The following is a 22,198-nucleotide window of genomic DNA, read 5'->3' on the forward strand; positions in this document are numbered from 1 at the left end:
GGGTGCTTATGGTCTCCTGCATGACGCCATCCGCCACGCCTTCCAGACAGCCCATTGCGGCCCTTGCGCCCGAGTCCGGCGCAAGGCCTTCGCGCGCCGCACCCTGGCTGCTCGGCGCCGTGGCGCTTGTCTGGGGCATCAACTGGCCGATGGGAAAGGCCACGCTCGCCTACCTGCCGCCAATCTGGACCGTCGCGCTGAGAACAGCCGTGGGAGCGCTGGCCGTGTTCCTGCTGTGCCTGCTGACCCGCCGACTGGTGCTGCCGAAACGTGGAGACCTTCCGGTCATCCTGAGCGTGGGCGTGCTGCACATGACGGCGTTCTCCGTTCTGTGCAGCCTGGGCTTGACGCATGTGTCGGCCGGCCGCTCGGTGGTGCTGGCCTACACCACGCCGCTGTGGGTGGTGCCGGGCGCCTGGCTGCTGCTGGGAGAGGTACCCACGCGCCGGCGTTTGCTGGGCGCCGGCGTGGGCTTGGCGGGGCTGGCCCTCATCTTCAATCCCCTGAGCTTTGACTGGCATGACAGGCGCGCGGTGACCGGCAATGCAGCGGTGCTGCTGGCTGCGTTCTGCTGGGCGGGCAGCATCCTCTATGGGCGTGCCCACAGATGGGTCACGCCGCCCTTCGAGCTGGTGTTCTGGCATGCGCTGCTCGCCAGCGGTCTGCTGCTGCCGATGGCCGTGGCCATCGAAGGTGTTCCGCGCATCGCATGGAGCCCGATCCTGGTTTCGCAGCTGCTGTATGGCGGACTGCTGGGCATCGCGCTGGCATCGTGGGCCATGACCACGGTCAACCGCATGCTGCCAGCGGCGACGACCTCCATCGGGCTGCTGGGCGTGCCCGTCGTCGGCATCGCTTCTTCATCGGTGGCGTTGCAGGAGCCGCTCAGCGCGGCCTTGCTGGCGGCGCTGGCGCTCATTCTCGGCGGTGTCGTGCTGGGCACGGTGCGCGGGGGCGCCTCGAGACGCGAACGAAAATCACGCAGAGGCAGGCGCGCCTGCGTCAATCGCCGTAGCTTTTACCGATGCGCATCAACTCCGGCGTGCCGATCACTTCGTTGAGTGCATCGAAGTCCAGCATCTGCGGCCGCCAGGGCTGCGTGGTGCGGTGACGGTGCAGACTTGCGTAGTAGCCCTGCAGTGTGTGAACCACCGCGCGCGCGGTGCCGCCAGGGAAGATGGCAATGCGAAAACCGTGCTTCTGCAATGCGTCCGCATTCTGAATCGGCGTCTTGCCGCCTTCGACCATGTTGGCCAGCAGCGGCACGCGGTGCGCGAAGCGGCTGCAGGCCGCGTCCATCTGCTCCGGCGAGCGCAGCGCCTCGATGAAAAGCGCGTCCACGCCGCATGCGAGGTACGCCTCGGCCCGGTCCAGTGCCGCGTCCAGCCCTTCGACCGCCACGGCGTCGGTGCGGGCGAGGATCAGCGTGTCGCTCGACGCGCGCGCGTCGAGCGCGGCCTTGAGTTTTCCGACCATCTCGCGCTCGGGCACCACCGCCTTGCCGTCGAGGTGTCCGCAGCGCTTGGGAAAAGTCTGGTCCTCGATCTGGATCATGGCCGCGCCCGCGCGCTCGAAGCCGCGCACGGTGCGCTGCGTGTTCAGCGCATTGCCGAAGCCGGTGTCGGCATCGACGATCACCGGCAAGCGCACGCGCTCGGTGATGCGCGCGAGCGTGTCGGCCACCTCGGTGAAGGTGGTCAGGCCGATGTCGGAGCGGCCCAGCCGCGTGTAGGCGATGGACGCGCCCGAAAGGTACAGAGCCTCGAAGCCGGCCTGCTCGGCCACCAGCGCACTCAGGGCGTCATACACGCCGGGGGCCAGCACCACATCGGGCCTGGCCAGACGGTTCTTGAAGTTGTCGGTCGTCATGCGGACGCCTCCTGGGATTGAATGAACGCGGCGGCAGTGCGTGCCGCGATGAAGCCACCGGCCACGGCACTCAGCAGCCCGTTGCCTGAGAGATAGCCCCACACCGCGTCGCCGGACACGCCACCGGCGGCGCCGCCCGCGGCCAGCAGGTTGACGAAGGGGGAGCCGTCCTGGCGCAGCACGCGCATGTCGGGCGCGATGTCCAGGCCGCCCTGGGTGTGAAAGAGCGCGCCGGTCACCTTGACGGCGAAGTACGGCGCATCGAGACCGCGCGCGAAGACGCGGCCGTCGGTTGTGGGCGCGCCGTCTCGCAGCGCGTCCAGCGTGCCTTGCAGCACGGCTGCGTCGCAGCCGATGCAAGCAGCCAGTTCGCGCACCGATTCGCAGCGGCGCAACGCGCCGGCCGCTTCGGCATCGCGGAAATCCGGAAAGCCTCGCGCCAATGCGAGCAGCGGCGTGTCGAATACGTTCCACGCAACGCCGCCGGGCTGCGCCAGCACATGCACCGCGGCCTCGGAGTAGCCCTGCGTCTCGTCGTGGAAGCGCCGGCCGTCGCGGTTGATCTGCACGCCGCCTTCCATCATCACGGCCCATGACATCAGCGCGCCCTGCGGCGTGACCCACGAGCCGTGCCCCTGGTAGCCGCCCAGGTCGCGCAGCCGTGCGCCCAACGCCTGCCCCCAGAGGATGGCGCTGCCGTCGTTGCCCGCATGGCCGCCGAACGTGGCCTCGGCCATCTCGGGCAGCAGCGCGCGCACCATCGGCGCATTGCCCCCGAAGCCGTTGCAGGCCAGCAGCAGCGCGTCGCAACCGAGCGACTCGTGCCGGCCATCCGGGCGCAGGTAGTCGATGCCGATCACGCGGTCGTCGGCATCGAGCACCAGCGCATCGACCACGGCCTGCGTCAGTACCGGTATGCCCGCAGCCTCGACGGCCGCCTGCAGCGCCGCCATCAGCGCGGCGCCGGTCTTCTGGGGCAGCGCGTGCATCCGATGCACGCTGTGGCCGGGGTAGAGGAAGCCATCCAGCAGCGTCCACTCGAGGCCGTGGCGCGCCTGCAGCGCATCGAGCGCGGGACCGATGGCGTCGGCATAGGCCTCGACCAGCACGGGCGCCGCCCGGCCGTGCGCCTTGGCCTGGATGTCGGCGGCGAATCGCGCCGGGCTGTCGTCGGTCACACCGTGCGCACGTTGCGTGCGCGTGCCGGGCGCGGGAATGAAGCCCGAGGACAACGCCGTCGATCCGCCCGGCAGCGCATCGCGTTCGAGCACCACGCAATCGACGCCCGCGTCGCCCAGCATCAGTGCGGCCGTGAGCCCGCAGGCACCGCCCCCGACGATGGCCACGGACACATGCGCGTCAGCCTCGAGTGACGCCGCGCGGCGAACGGTTCGCACAGGCGCCGTCGTCATGCCAGCAAGTCGGCGAAGGCCTGGCACCCCGTGACTTCGGCCACGTTGCGCATGTCGGCCAGCGAGGTCTGATGGCGCTCCTCGCCGAAGGCCGCGCAGCCGTCCGCCAGCACCAGCGTGCGGTAGTCGCGCATGTGGGCATCGCGCACGGTGCTGGCCACGCCGCCGTTGGTGACGATGCCGCACACCGCCACCGTGTCGATACCCGCACGGCGCAGCACCCAGTCGAGCTGGGTATTGAAGAAGGCCGAGTACGCCACCTTGCTGACTGTGACGTCGATCAAGCCCGCGAGCGCGTCCACGTTCGCCTGGCCCCAGCTGCCGGGCGCAAAGTCCCCCTTCTTCAGGTACGGGCGCAGCGCCTTCAGGTGCGGCGACACCATCGGCTCACCAGCGGCGTCGGGCCACAGCGTGAACTGGCTCGCGACGACCAGCCCGCCGGCTGCCTTGAGCGCGCGCGCCACGGCGGCCACGCGCTCGGGCAACAGCAAGGCGGGCGGATTGGTATCGCCGCCGCGGGCGTAGGCGCCCCTGGCGTCCAGAAAGTCGTTCTGCAGATCGATGACGACCAGCGCAGTTCTGGCCGCGACGATGGACTGTCCTTCGCTCATGACGGCCTCACCAGCAGGTTGCCGTGCGCATCGACCTCGGCATGGAAGCCCGGTTCAAGCCACACGGTGGTGTCGGCCTGCTCGAGGATCGCCGGGCCGTCGATGCGTGCGGCCACCGGCAGCTCGAGCCGTGCGTAGCGCACCGCGTCGTGCCACCGGCCTTGATGAAACACGCGCTGCGTGCCCAGCGGCGCGGTGCTGCCCTCGCCCTCGGGCGCCAGCACGGCCAGGTCGAACTTGGGCCGCACGCCGATGCGCGCATAGCGCAGGTTCATCACGCGGATCGCGATGCCATCGAGCACACGGCCGAAAGCGGCGGTGTAGGCGGTCTCGAAAGCGGCCCGAATCGCGGCGATGGTCAGCGGCGTCTGTTTCGCATCGGCGGGCAGCGTCACCGGCAGTGTGTGCGTCTGTCCCGCGTAGAGCATGTCCAGCGCCACCACCTCGCGCACCTCGTCGAAGCGCACACCCGACGAATCGAGCCGTTGCTGGCAACGGGCGGCCAGCTCGTCGATGCGGCGCTGCAGGTCGGCCACGTCGAGGTCGGCCAGCGGCTTGTTGATGGTCTGCACCGCGTCGTGGCGCATGTCGGCAATCACGCATCCCAGCGCCGAGGTCACGCCCGGGTAGCGCGGCACGATGCCCGTGGTCACCCCGACCTCGCGCATCATGGCGCACACATGCAACGCGCCCCCGCCGCCGAAGGGCATGTAGGCAAAGCGGCGCGGGTCGTGGCCGCGCTCGATGGACACGAGCCGGATGGCGCCAGCCATGCGCGCATTGGCGACCGTCAGGATCGCCTCGGCGGCCGCGTGCACGTCGAGGCCGAGCGGACGCGCAACATGCACGTCGATCGCCTGGCGCGACTTTTCCGCATCCAGCGCCGCGAGCAAGCCGCCGCCCAGCGGACGATCCGCGGCAATGCGCCCCAGCAGCACGTTCGCATCGGTCACCGTCGGCCGCATGTTGCCGCGGCCGTAGCAGGCGGGGCCGGGCACACTGCCCGCCGACTCCGGACCGACCTGGAGCATGCCGCTCGCGTCGACGGAGGCAATCGAGCCACCGCCGGCACCGATGGTCTCGATCTGGATCATCGGCGATCGAATCACCATGCCGAACTCGATGGCGGTCTGCGCGGCCAGCGCGGCTTCGCCGTTGGCCACCAGCGACACGTCGAACGAGGTGCCGCCCATGTCGCCCGTGATCGCATTCGGAAAACCGGCTGCGCGCGCAATGGCCGCGCAGGCGATCACGCCCGCCGCCGGACCCGACAGCGCGGTACGCACCGGCAGGTCGCTCGCGGTCTGGCGCGACATCACGCCGCCGTTGCTCTGCACCACCAGCAGCTCGCCGGCGAAGCCCTGCGCACGCAGATCATTCTCCAGGCGGCCGAGATAGTTGCCCACCACTGGCTGCAGCGCCGCGTTGAGCGTGGCTGTCGAGCAGCGCTCGAACTCACGGATCTCGGGCAGCACCTCGCTGGCCGAGGTCACGTGCGGGTTGGGCCACAGCGCGCGCACCGCCGCCACGGCCAGGCGCTCGTTCTCGGGGTTGGCGTAGGTGTTGATGAAGAACACGCACACCGCCTCGCAACCCGCTTCGAGCAGCGAACGCGCCTCGGCGCGCACCTGCTCGAGGTCGACCGCCGTGTGCAGCGTGCCGTCGGCCAGCACGCGCTCGTCCACCTCGCGGCGCAGGTCGCGCGGCACCACCGGCAGGAAGCTGCCGCGCAGGCCCCAGGTCTGCGGCCGGTCGCGGCGGCGCATCTCGAGCACGTCGCGAAAGCCGCGCGTGGTGATGATGCCGGTGCGCGCCACCTTGCGCTCCAGCAACGCATTGGTACCGACCGTGGTGCCGTGCACGATGGTGGCGATGGCCGCTGCCGAATCGGCCACGCGCGCCACGCCGTTCATGAAGCCGCGCGCTTCCTCGCCACGCGTGGAAGGCACCTTGACGATGCGCGCGGTACCGTTCGCTTCGTCGAGCACGAAGAGGTCGGTGAAAGTGCCGCCGACATCGACGCCGACGACCAGGGATTTGCCAGGGGAAGTCATTGGGACGCCTTCTTGTTGTTGCTGCCGGTCACATAGCCCATGGCCACGTCGGCCTCGCGCTGCGGCACGGGCCGCTCGGCGGCGCTGCCCCAGCCGCCGCCGCCGGGGGTTTCAAGGCGCACGCGTTCGCCGCGCGCCAGCGTGATGCCGCGCATCTTCGAGACCATGGGCGGCGTGTGCCATTCGCCGGCGTTCTCGTAGCGGAACACGTTGACCGCGCCGCTGCCGCCACCTGCGATGCCCTTGGGCGGCGAAGTGCCGCGTTCGCCGAAGACGAACACTTCGGCATCCTTTTCGAGCAGCTCGATTTCATAGACGGCCCCGAGGCCGCCACGGTGCCGGCCGTCGCCGCCAGAGTCGGCGCGCAGCGACCATTCGGTGAACCGCACAGGGTACGCGGCCTCGAGAATCTCAAGCGGCGGAATGGTCGCCGTGGAGATCGGCGCATTGCCGTGCGCGAGGCCGTCGCCGCCCGAATGGCCGCCATGACCGCCGCCGAAGAAGCTGAACATCACCCAGCGCTGGCCCTCGCGGCCCTTGTCGCTGCGGTGGCCCGCAATCGACAGCGCATTGATGGTGCCGTAGGCCTGCGCCACGGCCCGCGTGGGGTCGGCCTGCGCGGCGGCGCTGAAGATCACGTCGATCATGCGCAGAATGGTCTCGGTGTAGCCGCCGACGGGGCGCGGACGCTCCGCGCTGATCACCAGGCGTTCCGGAATCACGAAGTCCACCGCGTCGAGCACGCCTGCGTTCGCGGGCACATCGGGAAAGAGGTGCTTGAGCGCGACATAGCAGGCCGCCACCGCCGTGGCATGGGAGATGTTCACAGGCCCCGCGCATTGCGGCGACGTGCGCGAGAAGTCCAGCGTGAGCCGGTCGCCCGCCACGGTCATGTCGAGTGCGATGGTCAGCGGCTCGTTGACGATGCCGTCGTTGTCCAGCACGTCTTCGAAGCTGTAGCGCCCGTCGGGCAGCGAGGCGATGTGCGAGCGCATCAGGCGCAGCGCGCGGCTGCGCAGTTCTCCCAGCGCGTTCAACACCAGGTCGTCGCCGTACTCGTCGAGCAGGCCGTTCAGCCGCCTGGCGCCGAGTTCCAGCGCGGCGAGCTGGCCGTTCAGGTCGCCCCAGAGGCTGTCGGGCAGGCGCGTGTTGGCCTGCAGGATGGCCAGCACGTCGGCGTCGAGTTCGCCATGGCGCACGATGCGCACCGGCGGGATCTGTACCGCTTCCTGCCAGCACTCGGTGGCAGCGGGGTTGTAGTTTCCCGGTACCGCACCGCCCACGTCGTGCCAGTGCGCGGCGGAGGCCATGTAGCAGTACAGCCTGCCGTTGCGGAAGAAGGGCTTCACGAGCTTGAAGTCGTTGGCGTGCGTGCCGCCGTCGTAGGCATCGTTGCTGATCCAGATGTCACCGTCCTTCATGCCGCCGCGCGGTTCGGCCGCCCTGGCCGTGGCGCGCACCGCAAAGGCCATGGCACCCACGAACACCGGAAGGCCCGACTTGCCCTGCACCAGGGTGTCGCCGGTGAAGGCGTCGTAGAGGCCGTGGCAGGCGTCGTGCGCCTCGGCAATGATGGGGTTGAACGCGCTGCGGTAGAGCGTGGCGTCCATTTCGTCGGCCACCTGCTCCAGGCGGCCGCGCAGCACGGCGAGCGTGACGGGGTCGAGTGTGTCGGTCATTGTTCAGTCCACCTTTGCGCCGCTGGTCTTGACGACCTTGGCCCATTTTTCGATCTCGCGTTTGACGTGGGCGGCGAATTCCGCTTGCGTCGAGCCGACTGGCTCCGCGCCGAGGGCCACGAGCTTTTCCCGCACGTCGGGCAGCTTCAGGATGCGCTGCACCTCGGCGGAGAGCTTGTCGACCACCGGCTGCGGCGTGCCCCTGGGCGCGAACAGGCCCGACCACGCATCCGCATAGAAGCCTGGGTAGGTTTCCGAGATGGTCGGAAGGTCCGGCAGCGACGGTGCACGCCGCAGGCTGGTCAGTGCAATGGCGCGCAGCTTGCCCGCCTTGATGTGCGGCAGGGCCGAGGGCAACCCGTCGACCATCATCTGCACCTGGCCGGCCAGCAGGTCGGACACCGCCGGCGCGCTGCCCTTGTAGGGCACGTGCGTGATATCGACGCCGGCGTCGGACTTGAGCATTTCCATGCCCAGATGCGCCGCGGTGCCGTTGCCGAGCGACGCGTAATTCAGCTTGCCGGGCTCCTTCTTCGCGAGGGCCACCAGCTCGGCCAGGTTCTTGACGGGCACCGACGGATGCACCACCAGCACATTGGGGACCACGGCGACCTGGCTGATGGCGACGAAGTCGGTCACCGGGTCGTAGGGCATCTTGCTGTAGAGCGACGCATTGATGGCGTGCGAGCCTGTCACGCCCATCACCAGCGTGTACCCATCGGCCGGCGACTTGGCGACGAGGTCGGAGCCCACGTTGCCGCCCGCGCCCGCGCGGTTGTCGACCAGCACGGGCTGGCCCCAGTGCTCGCTCATCTTCACCGCGACAAGGCGCGCGGCCGCATCGGTCGCGCCGCCCGGCGGGAACGGCACGACGATGCGGATCGCCTTGCTCGGAAAGTCGCTCGCCTGGGCGGCGGCGGCCAGCGGCAGGCACACGAGCAGTGTGCTCACGAGGCAGCGCAGAAGTTTCATGATGGGGTGGAAGTTGGAGTGAAGTGATTCGTCAGCCGGCGAGCTGCTGCCACAGTGCACCGAGGGGGGTTCCGGCCGGCGCGTCGAGCACGCTGTCGCAAAAGTGCGCGGCCTTCGGGCCCACGACGCCGTGCGCAGCGTCAAGCGTTGCGTAGTGCGCGAATTTGGCGGTGAGCGCCGCGCGGTCGAGCGGATAGGCCGCATCGCCGGCGATGGTGCCGACGCTTTCCTCGAACCCGCCGCCGGCATGCGCCACCGAGAGCGTCGCACCGCGCTGCTTGCGCGCCGTCAGGTCCGCATCTGTTTCCAGCACGACCAGCGCCTCGAGCCTCCGCAGCTCGGGGTCGTCGAAACGCGGCGCGGCATAGACCGAGGGATCGACGTCGCCGAAGCGCAGCATGGCCGCGATACCGAACGAGAGGCTGAACTGCGCCTGGATCGGCGTGTGCGGCGCGCGGTTGCCGCAATAGACGATGGCCTCGTCGTACACCTTGAGCGCGATGCGGTGAATGCCGCGCGTCTCGCGCCCCAGCTGCTCACGGATCCGGCGCGCAGCGGTCGCACCGTAGTGCACGTGGCGCACGGCCGCAAAGGGCTTGAGGTAGGCGTCTCGCAGCAACAGTGTTTGCGCGTCGGGCAGCGGCTGGGCGGAAGCAGCCGAGTGCGTGAGCGCATAGTGAGCCAGCGCGCCGGCCGGCGCGTCGATGCCCGCCGCGCTCGCAAAGGCCGCCTGCAACCCCGACGACGCGCTGTGGCCCAGGTAGGTGTTGCGCGCGGTGCGGCCTTGCTGCACCGGCAGGTAAAGGCTCGTGGCGAGCTGGCAGGCCGCGATGTCGATGGCCTGCACGATGCCTTCCGGCGCCAGGCCAAGCAGTCGCGCCACCCCAGCGGCAACGCCCAGAGCGGGCCAGTTGGCATCGACATGCATGCCGGGCCGGATGCGCAGCCAGGCGCCGCAGCGCGCACCGACCTCGTAGCCGAGCACGAAGGCCTCGATGAATTCACCCAGACCGGCACCACGGCGCAATGCGAGCGGCAGCAATGCCGCCACCAAAGGCACGCCGGGGCGGCCATGCGCAAGTGCGTGGCCTTCGCAGGCTTCGTCCCAGGTCGCGGCCATGGCCAGCACCTGAGCGGCGGCCTGCACGCCCATCGCCGGGCCACCGGGGAAAGAAAAATCGCCGGGTTCGCAGGCTGCGAGCGCGGCTTCGAGGCGCCGGACTTCATCCGCATGCCGACCCGCGAGCGCACAGCCGAGCGTGTCGACCAGCAGGCGCCGGGCCTGCAGCGCCGCTTCTGGAGTGGCGGGTTGCGCCGCGTGCAGCGCGACTGTTTCCCGCAGCACCGCGCGTTGGGGGTCTTCGTCAGTGCGCATCGACTTCTTTCCTTGCGGCCATGCGCTGGCGCAGCAACCGCAGCAGGCCGCCCGCATCGACCATTTCCATCAGGAAGTCCGGCACGGGTTCGCAGGCGAGCGCGCGTGCGCCGGCGGTATGCAAGGCGGGCGTCCGGGTGTCGAGTGTGATGCTTTCGCCCTCCTCGAGCGTCTCGGCTTCGGCGCAAGTCAGCAGCAGCAGCCCCACGTTGAAGGCGTTGCGGAAATACAGGCCGCTGTACGAGGGCGCGATCACCGCGGCCACGCCCAGCTGCACGAGCACGGCGGCGGCCTGCTCGCGCGAGGAGCCGATGCCGAAGTTGGGCCCCGCCACGATCACGTCGCCAGGGCGCACCTGCGCGGCGAACTCGGGGCGGATGGCTTCGAGACAGTGCTTCGCGATGACGTCGACGCCGTGCTTCATCGCATGACCGGGCGCGAGCGCGTCGGTGTCGATGTCGGCGCCCACGCGCCAGACGCGATGCACGGGTCGGCCGGTGGTCGTGAGCATGTTCATGCCAGCACCTCCCGCGGATCGGTCACGCGGCCGCGCAGCGCGGCAGCCGCCACGGTGTAGGGCGAGCCCAGGTACACCTGCGCGGTCGGCGAGCCCATGCGGCCCTTGAAGTTGCGCGCCGTGGTGGAGATGACGGTCACGTCGTCGCCCATCGGATCGCCATAACCCGAGCAGGCGCCGCAGGCGGTCGGAAACAGTTCGGCGCCGGCGTCCATCAGCACCTGAAGCACGCCTTCTTCGCGCGCCTGCTCCTGGTCCTGGATGCTGGCGGGCGCGACGATCAGGCGAATGCCCGCCGCCACCTTGTGCCCGCGCAGCACCTGTGCCGCGGCGCGCAGGTCGTCGAGCTTGGCGCCGGTGCAGGCGCCGATGTAGGCCACGTCGACCGGTGTGTCCGCGTAGCGGCTCACGCCGTGCGAATTGGCCGGGCTGTGAGGCGCGGCAATGTGCGGCTCCAGCGCACTGGCGTCGAAACGGTGGCGCGTGAGATCGGCGCCCTCGTCGGTGAACCACGGCGTCATGTCGACAGGCGGCGCGCCGGCCTGCGCGAGGAACGCGGCAGTGGTGGCGTCGGGCGCGATCAGTCCCGCCTGCGCGCCGAGTTCGGCGCTCATGTTGGACAGCGTCATGCGTTCCTGCATCGACAGCGCCATGACGGCCGGACCCGCGAACTCGACCGCCTGGTAGCGCCCGCCGTTCATGCCGAAACGGCCGATCATGTGCAGCATCATGTCTTTCGCGGTCACGCCCGCGGACAGCTTGCCGTCCCACCACATCTGCAGGGTCTCCGGCACGCGCAGCCAGATCTGGCCGGTGACCAGCACGCCGAGCATCTCGGTGCTGCCCACGCCGAACATGTACGCGCCGAACGCGCCGCCCGTGGGCGAGTGCGAATCGCCGCCCACGCACAGCATGCCGGGACGGATGTGGCCGTGCTGCGGCACCACGACGTGGCAGATGCCCTGGCTGTCGTAGACGTGCGGCAGCTGCTGGTCGCGCGCCCAGTCGCGCGCGATGCGCACGATGCGGCGCGAGTCGTCGTCGCGCTCGGGCACGTAGTGGTCCATCACGAGCACGATGCGCGAGCGGTCCCAGATCTGCGCGCCCAGTTCCTCGAGCATGGGCTTCAGCCGGCGCGGACCCGAAGAGTCGTGGAACATGGCGAGGTCGACGTCGCAGGTCACGATCTCGCCCACCGCCACATGGTCGCGGCCGCTGGCGCGTGCAATGAGCTTCTGCGCCAGCGTGCGGTCTTGCGTGCGCGCGTTCATTCCGGCTTGGCTCCGGAAAACTTCACGACCTTGGCCCAGCGCGTGATCTCGCTCTGCACGAAGGCCGAAAACTGCTCCGGCGAATTGCCGACCGGAATCGCGCCTTCGGTGTCCAGGCGCTGGCGCATGTCGGGCTGCTGCAGCGCGTGGCGCGCCGCTTCGCTGAGCCTGCGGGATACGTCAGCCGGCATGCGCGCGGGGCCGAAGAGGCCGAACCACGCGCTCGACTCGTAGCCCGGCAGGGCTTCGGCGATGGCCGGCACGTCGGGAAACGCGGGCAGGCGCCTGGCGGTGGTGACACCCAGCGCGTTGAGCTTGCCCGCCTGGATGTGCGCCTTGACGTTGCCCACCGCCGCGAACATCAGTTGCACCTGGCCCGCGAGCAGATCCTGCACGGCGGGTGCGGTGCCCTTGTACGGGATGTTCACGATGTCCACGCCGGCCTGCATCTTGAAGGCTTCGCCGGCCATGTGCAGCGACGAACCCACGGCGCCGATCGCGAAGTTGAGCTGGCCCGGCTTCGCCTTGGCGAGCGCGATGAGTTCGCGCACGTCCTTCATCGGCAACGAAGGACTGGCCACCAGGATGGACGGCGAGGTCGCGACGCAGGTAAGCGCAGTGAAGTCCTTCACCGGATCGAAGGGCAGCTTCGGGTAGAGGGTGGCGTTGATGGCGTGGCTGGTGAAGCTCAGCAGCAGGGTCTGCCCGTCGGGCGCGGCCTTGGCCACGGCGTCGGCCGCGATGTTGCCGCCGGCACCGGGCCTGTTTTCCACGATGACGGTGCGGCCCAGCGCGGGGCCCATGCTGACGGCCAGCGAGCGGGCCAGCGTGTCGGTCGAGCCACCCGCGGGCGCGCCGACCAGGATGCGCACGGGAGCGCTGCCGATCTGCGCGCGCGCATGGGTGGCCAGCGTCAACGATGCCAGTGCGGCGGGCGTGATGAGGATGTCACGGCGTTTCATCATTGTTTCCTTGATTTTTCGAAAGCCCGCTCAAAGCCCCAGGTAGGCGCGCCGAAGTTCGTCGCTGCCCAGCAGCGCATCGGGCTTGCCCGAGAAGCGCACGCTGCCGTTCTCCAGCACATAGGCGCGGTCGGCAATCTCGAGCGACTGGCCCACGTTCTGCTCGACCAGCAGCACCGCAAGACCGCCGTCGCGCAGCTCGCGGATCAGCGAGAACATCTCCTCGACCAGCAGAGGGGAGAGGCCGAGCGAGGGTTCGTCGAGGATCAGCAGCACCGGCTCGGCCATGAGCCCGCGTGCAATCGCCAGCATCTGCTGCTCGCCGCCGCTCATGGTGCCCGCGTGTTGCCCCACGCGTTCGCGCAGCCGCGGGAAGATATGGAACATCTTCTCGACATTGGCCGCGCGGCGCTCTCGGGCGCGAGTGAAGGAGCCGAGCTCCAGGTTCTCGAGCACGCTCAGGTTGGGGAAGATCTTGCGGCCCTCGGGCACCTGGATGAGCCCGGCCTTCACCACATCGCGGTAGTGCGCGCCGCTCAGGTCCTTGCCGTCGAAGCGCACGGTGCCGCTCCAGGCCGGGCACAGTCCGCAGACCATCTTGTTGAGTGTCGACTTGCCTGCGCCGTTGCTGCCGAGCAGCGCGACCATCTCGCCGGCGTCGACCCGCAGGTCGACGCCGCGCAGCACCTCCACGCGGCCATAGCCGCCGCGCAGGCCCTGGATGTCCAGCAACGCGCTCATGCCGCGACTCCCGAGGCGGCCTTGCGCAGCCGCGCCGCTGTGCCATGACCCAGATACGCCTCGACGACGCGGTCGTCGGAGGTGACCTGCGCCGGATTGCCCTGGGCAATGAGCTGGCCCTGGGCCAGCACCCACACATGCTCGGCCAGATGCATCACGGCCTGCATCACGTGTTCGATCATCAAAACGGTCACGCCGCTGTCGGCAATGCCGCGCACCACCGGCATCATTTCGGCGATCTCCTGCGGATTGAGGCCGGCCAGCACTTCGTCGAGCAGCAGCAGGCGCGGCCGGGTGGCCAGCGCGCGAGCCAGCTCGAGCCGCTTGCGGCCCGCCACGGTGAGGTCCGAGGCGGGCTTGTCCAGTTGCGGCGCAAGGCCCACGCGCTGCGCAACGGCTTCGGCGGTCTTCAGCGCCTCGCCGCGGTTTCGCACATGCAGATGCGCGCCCACGGCGATGTTCTCGCGCACCGTCTGGGCCGCGAAGGGTTTGACGATCTGGAAGGTGCGCGTCATGCCAAGCGCGGCGTTGCGGTGGGGCTCCTGGCCGGTGATGTCCTGCCCCGCGAAGCGCACCGTGCCGGCGTCAGGCCTCAGGAAGCCCGACATCAGCGCGAACAGCGTGGTCTTGCCGGCGCCGTTCGGGCCGATGAGCGCGCTGAGGCTGCCCTCATGGACCGACAGGCTCACGTTCTGCACCGCCTTCAGCCCGCCGAAGGAACGCGAGACGCCGCTGAGGACGAGCAAGGGCTCAGTCATGGCGGCCTCCCTTCGCATTCCAGAGCTGCCGCACCGACAGCCCCAGGCCGGCGATGCCGCGCGGCAGGAAGATCACGATCAGCACGAGCACCGAGCCGTAGATCACCATGTTGATGCCAGGCAACTCGCCGAACAGGTTACGCGTGAGGTCCGACAACAGGTGCAGCACCGCGGCGCCGAGCACCGGCCCCCACAGCGTGCCCATGCCGCCCACGATGGCCGCGACCAGCGCCTCGACCGAAGTGAGGGAGCCATAGGCGATGCCGGCATCGATGTACTGGAACACCTGCACATAGAAAGCGCCGGCCGCGCCCATGAAGGCGGCAGAAATGCCGATCGCCGCGAGCTTGATGCGAAACGGGTTCACGCCGACGGCGCGCGCCGCGTCTTCGTTGTCGCGCACCGCCTGCAAGTAGGCGCCGAAGCGGCCATTGCGCAGCCACCAGGTGACGAGCAACGCCGCCACGACCATGGCCAGCACCACCCGGAGGTAGCCCGCGCGCGTGGTGAACTGAAGGTTGGACACCGATTCGCGAAGCGGCACCATCAGCCCGACACCGCCACCCGTGAAGTCCACCGACAGCGCGACGATGCGAAACACCTCGGCAAAGGCCAGCGTGACGAGCGCGAAGTACGAGCCCTTCAGGCCGTAGCGAAAGGTGAGCGCGCCGACGAACAGGCCCACCACCGAAGCGCCCGCCACTGCGAGCGGCAGTGCCAGCCAGGCGTTGATGCCGCCTTGCAATTGCGCAATGGCCTGGATGTAGGCGCCCGTGCCGAAGAACAGCGCATGCCCGAAGGAGAACTGCCCGCCGAAGCCGCCGAGGATGTTCCACGCCTGCGCGATGAGCGTGGCGTAGAGCGCCATCATCACGAAGTTGAGCACGACGCCCGACGAAGTGGCGAACGGCACGCAGCCGATGAGCACCGCAAAAAGCGCGATGCCGGCGAGTTGCTTGTGGCCCGCGCTCATGCCTTGGCTCCGAACATGCCTTGCGGGCGGAACAGGACCACGCCGATGAAGATGGCGAAGATGCCGATCTGCCCGAGCGATTCACCAAGATACAGGCCGCCCAGCGATTCGACGACACCCACGAGGAAGCCGCCGATGAGCGCACCGACGAAGCTGCCCATGCCGCCGAGTACGACGATGGTGAAGGCCACGAGCACGAAGCCGCCGCCCACCTGGGGATTGACGTAGTAGGCGGGCAGAAGGAAGCACGCGGCGGCGCCCAGGCAGGCCAGGCCGATGCCGAAGCTCATGGCGTAGACGTGATCGACATCAATGCCCATGAGCTTGGCGCCCTCCTTTTCCTTGGCCACGGCACGGATGGCGCGGCCCAGGTCGGTGCGACCCATGATCCAGAAGAGCACGCCGGACACGACCAGTGCGCCCGCAAAAGCCACCAGCTTGGGCACGGCGATCATGGCCGGGCCGATGGCGACGGTGCTCAGAGAGTAGGCGGTGTCGATGCTGCGGGTGTCCGACTTGAAGAGCAGCAGCGCGAGGTTTTCCATGACGATGGCAATGCCCAGCGTGGCGAGCAGGATGTTCTCGTCCTTGCCGTGGCCCGCCCTGTTGATGACGATGCGTTGCAGTGCATAGCCGAGCGCGAACATGCCCACGATGGCAATGGGCAGTGCCATATAGGGGTCGATGCCCCAGCGTTCCTTCAGGAAGTAAACGGCGTACAGGGCCAGCATCAGGCTCGCGCCGTGAGCGAAATTGATGATGTGCAGGACGCCGTAGATCAGGGTCAGGCCGACCGCTATCAATGCGTACACGGCGCCTGTCGTCAGTCCGTTGAGGACCGACGGCAGGAGGATGTTGATGTCTAGCATGCGGCTGGATCGGTCTTGGCTGCGCGGGAGCCCATGTCAGGCCTTGAGCGGGAAGACGGGATCGACCTCTCGGTAGTCGCGCGGGATGATCACCTTGATGTCGTTCTTCACCACCTGCGTCATCAGCGGTTGCGCACCTTCGTTCTGGCCGTTGACGAACCTGGTGGGGCCGTAGGGCATGATGTGATTCGAGAACGTGCTCTTCTCCAGCGCATCGATGATGGCCGCGCGCTCCGTCGACTTCGCGCGCTCGATGGCATCGGCCAGCAGCCACATCGAGGTGTAGGTCATGAAGACCTCGTAGCTGAAGAACTGGCCCTTGGCTTCCACGCGCTTGCGCAGCTCCTGCGAGCGCTTGTCCTTCGGATTGAACCAGTGGTTGCAGTCGATGATGCCGTTGGCCGCGTCCGGGAATTCCTTCACGAACTTGTAGCTCGACGCGGCGCCGCCCAGCACCGAGAAGATCGCCTTGGGCACCACCTTCTGCTGCTGCATGGTGCGCACCAGCAGCGCGTATTCGTTGTAGTAGTTGGCGGGAATCACGATGTCGGGGTTGACCGACTTCATGCGCAGCACGATGTTGTTGAAGTCGCGCGTGGGGTTGGCGTGCTTGACCACCTCCTTCACCTCGAAGCCGTAGCCCGGGAGTTCACGCGACAGGAGTTGTGCGGTACCCGCGCCGAACAGCGACTCCTCGTGGATGACCATCACGGTCTTGGCCGGACTGCCCGCGGCCTTGTTGAGCACCAGCAGGTTGGCCATGGCCACCTCGGTCGACTTCTTGTAGCCTGGGCCGAAACGGAAGGTGTTTTTCAATCCACGCTCGACGATCTGGTCGGCCACGCCCACGTCGACCACGTGCGGCAGGTTGTACTTGGCGGCCGCCTGCGTGGTGGCCAGGCAGATGGCCGACGCAAAAGCACCCACGATGGCCGAGACACCGGCTTCGTTCATCTTCTCGACCTCGGCCGCGCCGGCCTGCGGCTGCGATTGAGCGTCGCCCAACAGCGCCTCGAGCTTCGCGCCGCCGAGCGACTTGATGCCGCCCGCGGCATTGATGTCCTCGATGGCCATCAGCGCACCCAGGCGGCACTGCTGCCCCGAGTAGGCCAGCGCGCCGGTGACCGGATGCAGCACGCCGACCTTGACGGTCTTGGGCTGCGCGCCGGCCACGAGCGGAAAGGCGACGGCAGTGGCCAGGGCGGCGGACTGCGAGACGAAACTGCGGCGGTTCTGCATGGGGCTTTCCTTCTTCTTCAGTTGAACTGGGCTGACACGTCTTTGCTGACCCACACCTTCGCGTCGATGCTGCCCACGCGGGAGAGCTGCATTTCGTAGGTGTAGCGGTCGGGGCGATAGAGGCCGTGCAGCCATTGCACGGGCCGCTCGTCTTCGTCGTAGATCAGGCGGCGCACCGCGAGCAGCGCGGAGCCGACGGACACATCCAGGTGCTGCGCCAGCACGTTGTCCGCCAGCCGCGCCGAGATGGTCTGGTGCGCACGCCCCACCTTGACGCCGGATTCCTCCAGCAACACGAGGATGGGCTTCTTCGACAGCTCGCGGCGGCCGAAACGGCGCGCGATGGAGTCGGGCACGTAGGTCGTGATGTGCGAGAGCGGCCCTTCCTTGGTGGAGCGCACCCGCACCGCCTTCTGCACCGGGTCGCCGAGCTGCAGCTGCAGCGCCTCGGCCACCTGCGTGGATGCGGTGATGGTGGCCACCTCGATCACCTTCACGGAGGTGTGCAGGCCCATGGTCACCAGGTTCTCGAGCAGGCCGCGCAGATTGGCACGCTCCATGCTCTTGCCTGCGGGACCTTCCCCCGCGCCGGGGGGTGGCAGCGCGCGCGTGCGACGCCCCGGATTGCGCGCGATCAGGCCTTCGGAGGCCAGTTGCTCCAGCGCGCGCCGCACCGTGACGCGCGCCACGTTGAATTGCGCCATCAGCGCCAGTTCACCGGGCAGCCCTTCCGCGAAACGCCCCTCGTGCAACTGCTCACGCAGGACCAGATAGATCTGGTGGTATTTCGGCAAAGGCATTTGCGACATGCCGTTGATGGTTTTGCAGTTTCAATGTTCTGTCAATGGGACATTTAGAAACGCATCGGCACGTTGCCATGCAGCCCTCTGCGCACTCACCGGGACCGAGCTGCATCAGGTCCCGGTGGTCCGTCAATGAAGCTTTGCTGGCGGCTGCACGAAGTCCTCAAGTGTCAGCCCCTTCTCGCGCAGCAGCGCCTCCAGAAGCGGCTGCAGCTTGCCCAGGCTTTCGCTGACGGCTTCCCTGACCGTGTCGACGACCACTTGCGTGCCGCGCTCGATCTCGATGTTCAGGCGATCGCCCGCGCGCTTGTTCTCGAAGACCGTCATGCGGCGGGTTTCGGGAATCAACCAGACCTCAAACCAGCCCTCGGCGCGGCTCGCCTCGGAGACTGTCAGGCTGGCGCCGTTGATGGCGATGTAGCCCTTCGCGAAGACATACTTGCGAAAACCCTCGGGGATGCCGATCCGCAGCACGCGGTTCGTGTCGGAGGTCTGGACCGTCATGATCTCGGCCGAGAAATCGATGTGGCCCGACAGCGGATGGCCACCGATTTCAGCGCCATCCTTCGCGGCGCGCTCCACGTTGACGGAATCGCCGACCGCATAGTTGCCCAGGGTCGTGACATTGAGGCTCTGCAGGATGACGTCGAACGTCACCGATGTGGGCGACAGAAGCTGCGTCACCGTCAGGCAGACGCCATCGACCGATACGCTGGCGCCTGTTGCCAGGTCAGCGCAGAAGCCAGCGGGAAAATCGATCGTGAAGCTGCGCAGACCCTGACGATCCTCGATGGCGACGATGCGCGCCACGCCTTGGACGATACCTGTGAACATGTTCCGGGGAAGCTGAATGAAGTGGGCCGAATGCTAGCTCACCCTTTCCGCGGCGGCGCAGGTCAGGACTCGTCGAACACTATCTGCCCCGCCGTCAGGGTGTTGACCGTCTCGCCGGGAATGTCCATCAGGATGCGGCTGTGCGCCGGCGACATGTAGGCAGTCAGATGCTGCACCGGCGCCAGGTCCGTGTCGTGGATCACCCGCACCAGCTTGAGCAGCGGCCCGCCCAGTTCGGTTCGCAGCAGGCGCGACTGCTGCGCGTCCGCGGCGATCGCCGTCAGCTCCTGTACGGCGCGCCCGAACTTGACGCCCTGCCCCATCAGGATCTCATAGAGGGCCTGCTTGCGCAGCGCCGCGGCAGAGACCCGGCGGCCCAGGCGCAGCGGAACCCAGGCGTCGGTGAGCATGACCGGCACATCGCCCTTGCTGCGCAGGCGCAGCGCGTGAACCGCCAGGGCACCGGGGTCGAGCTGCAGCAGCGTCGCGACATCGGGCGGAGGCACCGCATGCGCGACCTCCAGCACTTCAGCGTGGGTTGCGAGTGCCGTCTTGCGCAGGCCGTCGACCAGACCCAGCGACGGGATGGGCCGCGCCAATGGCAGATCCATCCGCACGAACGTGCCGAGCCCGTGGCGTTTCTCCAGCAGCCCCAGCGCGACCAGATCGGCCAGCGCACGCCTGACCGTGATGCGCGAAACGCCGAAGCTTTCGCACAGCGCCTCCTCCTTGGGCAATGGAGTCCCCGGCGCAAACATGCCGCGCGAGATCTGGTCGCGCAGCGTCAGGAAAAGCTGCCGATGCAACGGCGTCCCCTTGGCCAGCGCAGGCGGCGGGACGGAGTGCTTGGAGGAGGTGTTCATGGGCCAGGAAAACAGTTCTTCGAGCTTCGAGGATATCCTCGTTGACTTGTTGTTATGTTGTAATATGGTTATAAACACCATATCAATCCATCGACAACGGAACACAGGAACGGAAATCAGATGAGCACCCCCACCTCATTGCGCGACCTGCTTGGCGCACCCGGCATGGTGATCGCCCCGGGCGCGTACGACGCCATCGGCGCGCGCCTGATCGAGCAGGCCGGTTTCGCCGCGGCCTACATGACGGGCGCCGGCACCTCGGCCGCACGCGGCTTCCCTGACTTCGGCCTGCTCACCATGAGCGAGATGGTCGACAACGCGGCGGTGATGGCGCGCTCGGTCGCCATTCCGCTCATCGCCGACGCCGACACGGGCTACGGCAACGAGCTGAACGTGACACGCACCGTGCGCGAGTACGAGGCGCGCGGCGTGGCGGCCATCCACATCGAGGACCAGGTCGCGCCCAAGCGCTGCGGCCATCTCGACGGCAAGGAAGTGGTGTCGCGCGAGGAGTTCGTCTCGAAGATCCGCGCAGCGGTGGAAGCGCGACGCACCAAGGCGTTCATCGTCATCGCGCGCACCGACGCGCGTGCCATGCTGGGCCTGGACGAGGCCATCGAACGCGCCAACGCCGCATTGCAGGCAGGCGCCGACATGGCTTTTGTCGAGGCCACGCAAACGATCGAGGAAGTGGCCGCCGTGCCGAAGCGCGTGCACGGCCCCTGCCTGCTCAACGTGGTGCCGGGCGGGCGCACGCCGGTGTTCGACCTGCGCGAGGCCGAAGCCATGGGCTACAGGCTGGCGATCCTGCCGGGACTGATGCTCAAGGCCGCCATCGAGGCCGGCGATGCGGCGCTGGCCGAACTCAAGGCGACCTCCAAGGCCCCGACGGTGAATGCCACCGTGGCCCAGACCTTCCGCCGCTTCGGCGCCGACGAGTGGGATGCCCTGCGCACGCGTTTCAACGCAGGCGCCACGATGGAAAGCCGCTGACATGGCCCGCACCCTGTTCGACAAGCTCTGGGACGCGCACGTCGTGCGCGAGCTGGGCGACGGCTGGGCCCTGCTGCACGTCGATCGCCACCTGCTGCACGACCTCTCGGGGCCGCCCGCACTGGCCGAAGTCGCCGCGCGCGGCCTTCCGCTGCATGACCCCGCGCTGGTCTTCGCCACGCCCGACCATGCCGCATCGAGCCTGCCCGGGCGCACGCCCGGCACCTTTCCGCTCGGTGGCCGGCTGCACGGCGCACTCGCCAAGCTCAGCGCCGATGCCGGCGTGCGCTTCTACGACCTCGGCCAGCCCGGCCAGGGCATCGTGCATGTGATGGGGCCGGAGCTGGGCATCGTGCTGCCGGGCCTCACCGTGATCTGCGGCGACAGCCACACCTGCACCAACGGCGGCCTCGGCGCGCTGGCCTTCGGCGTGGGCTCTTCCGAGAGCACGCACGCGCTGGCCACGCAGACGCTGCGCCAACAGAAGCCGAAGCGCATGCGCATTCGCTGCGACGGCGCGCTCGGCGCGGGCGTCACCGCGAAGGACCTGGCGCTGCACATCATCGGCAAGCTCGGCGCGGCGGCGGGCGTAGGCTACGCGATCGAGTTCGCGGGCGAGGCGGTGCGCGCGCTCGACGTCGAGGCACGGCTCACACTGTGCAACCTCACGGTGGAGCTCGGCGCGCGCTTCGGCCTGATCGCGCCCGACCGGCGCACCGTCGAATGGGTGCGCGGGCGCAATTTCGCGCCCACAGGCGAGGCCTTCGACGCGGCGGCCGCGCACTGGCTCTTGCTGGCCTCGGACGAAGACGCGGTGTTCGACCGCGAGGAAACGATCAACGCCGGCACCATCGCGCCCACCATCACCTGGGGCACCAGCCCCGAGGACGCCATCGCCATCGACGGCACGGTGCCCGATCCGTCGACGGCAGCCGACGACGCCACCCGCGGCGCCATCGAGGCCGCGCTCGACTACATGGGCCTCGCGCCGCGCACCGCCATCGCCGGCACACCGGTCGACTGGGTCTTCATCGGCTCTTGCGCCAACTCGCGCCTGCCCGACCTGCGCGCGGCCGCCGCGGTGGCGCGCGGGCGCCATGTCGCCCATGGCGTCACCGCGTGGGTCGTGCCCGGCTCCGAGAACGTCAGGCGCGCGGCCGAAGCCGAAGGGCTGCGCGATGTGTTCGAGGCCGCGGGCTTCCAGTGGCGCGAGCCCGGCTGCAGCATGTGCGTGGCCGCCAATGGCGAGCAGGTGCCGCCGCAGGCACGCTGCGTGTCCACGTCGAACCGCAACTTCGTCGGACGCCAGGGCCCCGGCGCGCGCACGCATCTCGCGAGCCCCGCGATGGCCGCGGCCGCCGCGGTCACCGGCCGCATCACCGACGTGAGGACGCTCGCATGAC

The 22,198-nt window shown here is 68.6% G+C and carries 21 protein-coding genes; 3 read left to right on the forward strand and 18 right to left on the reverse strand.

Annotated features, from left to right (window positions below; all coding sequences use genetic code 11):
- Nucleotides 1-20: 20 nt before the first annotated feature.
- Entirely contained in the window at nt 21-1,061 is a 1,041-nt protein-coding gene (locus L3V85_RS35135) for a DMT family transporter (protein ID WP_237677159.1), read from the forward strand.
- On the opposite strand, the gene L3V85_RS35140 is transcribed toward L3V85_RS35135, so the two are convergent.
- From L3V85_RS35140 to L3V85_RS35225, 18 genes are all read right to left on the reverse strand, one after another.
- Nucleotides 1,003-1,869, reverse strand: a complete 867-nt coding sequence (locus L3V85_RS35140; RefSeq protein ID WP_237677160.1) for an isocitrate lyase/PEP mutase family protein — start codon at nt 1,867-1,869, stop codon at nt 1,003-1,005. The two genes, L3V85_RS35135 and L3V85_RS35140, sit on opposite strands and share 59 nt — an antisense overlap.
- Nucleotides 1,866-3,281, reverse strand: a complete 1,416-nt coding sequence (locus L3V85_RS35145) for an FAD-dependent oxidoreductase (RefSeq protein WP_237677161.1) — start codon at nt 3,279-3,281, stop codon at nt 1,866-1,868. The genes L3V85_RS35140 and L3V85_RS35145 overlap by 4 nt, the downstream gene beginning before the upstream one ends.
- Nucleotides 3,278-3,892, reverse strand: a complete 615-nt coding sequence (locus L3V85_RS35150; protein ID WP_237677162.1) for a cysteine hydrolase family protein — start codon at nt 3,890-3,892, stop codon at nt 3,278-3,280. The genes L3V85_RS35145 and L3V85_RS35150 overlap by 4 nt, the downstream gene beginning before the upstream one ends.
- Nucleotides 3,889-5,946: a hydantoinase/oxoprolinase family protein gene (locus L3V85_RS35155; protein WP_237677163.1), complete on the reverse strand. Its 2,058-nt coding sequence runs from the start codon at nt 5,944-5,946 to the stop codon at nt 3,889-3,891. The genes L3V85_RS35150 and L3V85_RS35155 overlap by 4 nt, the downstream gene beginning before the upstream one ends.
- Nucleotides 5,943-7,625, reverse strand: a complete 1,683-nt coding sequence (locus L3V85_RS35160) for a hydantoinase B/oxoprolinase family protein (RefSeq protein WP_237677164.1) — start codon at nt 7,623-7,625, stop codon at nt 5,943-5,945. The genes L3V85_RS35155 and L3V85_RS35160 overlap by 4 nt, the downstream gene beginning before the upstream one ends.
- A 3-nt stretch (nt 7,626-7,628) precedes the next feature.
- On the reverse strand, nt 7,629-8,597 hold the full coding sequence (locus L3V85_RS35165) for a Bug family tripartite tricarboxylate transporter substrate binding protein (RefSeq protein ID WP_237677165.1): 969 nt from the start codon (nt 8,595-8,597) through the stop codon (nt 7,629-7,631).
- Between the two features lie 31 nt (nt 8,598-8,628).
- Nucleotides 8,629-9,972, reverse strand: coding sequence for an MmgE/PrpD family protein (locus tag L3V85_RS35170; RefSeq protein ID WP_237677166.1), 1,344 nt, complete (start codon nt 9,970-9,972; stop codon nt 8,629-8,631).
- Entirely contained in the window at nt 9,962-10,489 is a 528-nt protein-coding gene (locus tag L3V85_RS35175; protein WP_237677167.1) for a 3-isopropylmalate dehydratase, read from the reverse strand. Before L3V85_RS35175 ends, L3V85_RS35170 begins: the two co-directional genes overlap by 11 nt.
- Nucleotides 10,486-11,760 carry a 3-isopropylmalate dehydratase large subunit gene (locus L3V85_RS35180; protein WP_237677168.1) on the reverse strand — a complete coding sequence of 425 codons (1,275 nt, stop codon included), beginning with the start codon at nt 11,758-11,760 and terminating at the stop codon, nt 10,486-10,488. The genes L3V85_RS35175 and L3V85_RS35180 overlap by 4 nt, the downstream gene beginning before the upstream one ends.
- Complete coding sequence (locus L3V85_RS35185; RefSeq protein ID WP_237677169.1) at nt 11,757-12,722, reverse strand: tripartite tricarboxylate transporter substrate binding protein; 966 nt, start codon at nt 12,720-12,722, stop codon at nt 11,757-11,759. The genes L3V85_RS35180 and L3V85_RS35185 overlap by 4 nt, the downstream gene beginning before the upstream one ends.
- A 30-nt stretch (nt 12,723-12,752) precedes the next feature.
- Nucleotides 12,753-13,463, reverse strand: a complete 711-nt coding sequence (locus tag L3V85_RS35190) for an ABC transporter ATP-binding protein (RefSeq protein WP_237677170.1) — start codon at nt 13,461-13,463, stop codon at nt 12,753-12,755.
- Entirely contained in the window at nt 13,460-14,221 is a 762-nt protein-coding gene (locus L3V85_RS35195; protein ID WP_237677171.1) for an ABC transporter ATP-binding protein, read from the reverse strand. Before L3V85_RS35195 ends, L3V85_RS35190 begins: the two co-directional genes overlap by 4 nt.
- Nucleotides 14,214-15,194: a branched-chain amino acid ABC transporter permease gene (locus L3V85_RS35200; protein ID WP_237677172.1), complete on the reverse strand. Its 981-nt coding sequence runs from the start codon at nt 15,192-15,194 to the stop codon at nt 14,214-14,216. Before L3V85_RS35200 ends, L3V85_RS35195 begins: the two co-directional genes overlap by 8 nt.
- Complete coding sequence (locus L3V85_RS35205; protein WP_237677173.1) at nt 15,191-16,063, reverse strand: branched-chain amino acid ABC transporter permease; 873 nt, start codon at nt 16,061-16,063, stop codon at nt 15,191-15,193. Before L3V85_RS35205 ends, L3V85_RS35200 begins: the two co-directional genes overlap by 4 nt.
- Before the next feature lie 36 nt (nt 16,064-16,099).
- A complete protein-coding gene (locus L3V85_RS35210; protein WP_237677174.1) occupies nt 16,100-17,302 on the reverse strand; it encodes an ABC transporter substrate-binding protein in 1,203 nt (400 codons plus the stop codon).
- Between the two features lie 17 nt (nt 17,303-17,319).
- Entirely contained in the window at nt 17,320-18,102 is a 783-nt protein-coding gene (locus tag L3V85_RS35215; protein ID WP_237677175.1) for a GntR family transcriptional regulator, read from the reverse strand.
- Nucleotides 18,103-18,234: 132 nt separating this feature from the next.
- Nucleotides 18,235-18,939 (reverse strand): riboflavin synthase subunit alpha, encoded by a 705-nt coding sequence (locus L3V85_RS35220; protein ID WP_237677176.1) that lies wholly within the window; start codon nt 18,937-18,939, stop codon nt 18,235-18,237.
- Between the two features lie 62 nt (nt 18,940-19,001).
- A complete protein-coding gene (locus L3V85_RS35225; protein WP_237677177.1) occupies nt 19,002-19,802 on the reverse strand; it encodes a GntR family transcriptional regulator in 801 nt (266 codons plus the stop codon).
- A 120-nt stretch (nt 19,803-19,922) separates the two neighbouring features.
- On the opposite strand from L3V85_RS35225, the gene L3V85_RS35230 reads away from it, so the two are divergent.
- Together L3V85_RS35230 and leuC are read left to right on the forward strand one after the other, a co-directional pair.
- The gene (locus tag L3V85_RS35230; protein WP_237677178.1) at nt 19,923-20,795 is read left to right on the forward strand and encodes an isocitrate lyase/PEP mutase family protein; all 873 of its coding nucleotides are present in this window, start codon (nt 19,923-19,925) and stop codon (nt 20,793-20,795) included.
- 1 nt (nt 20,796) lies between these two features.
- Nucleotides 20,797-22,197, forward strand: a complete 1,401-nt coding sequence (gene leuC / locus L3V85_RS35235) for a 3-isopropylmalate dehydratase large subunit (protein WP_237677179.1) — start codon at nt 20,797-20,799, stop codon at nt 22,195-22,197.
- Nucleotide 22,198 lies beyond the last annotated feature (1 nt).

The organism is Variovorax paradoxus, from assembly GCF_022009635.1.
Classification (GTDB): Bacteria; Pseudomonadota; Gammaproteobacteria; order Burkholderiales; family Burkholderiaceae_C; genus Variovorax.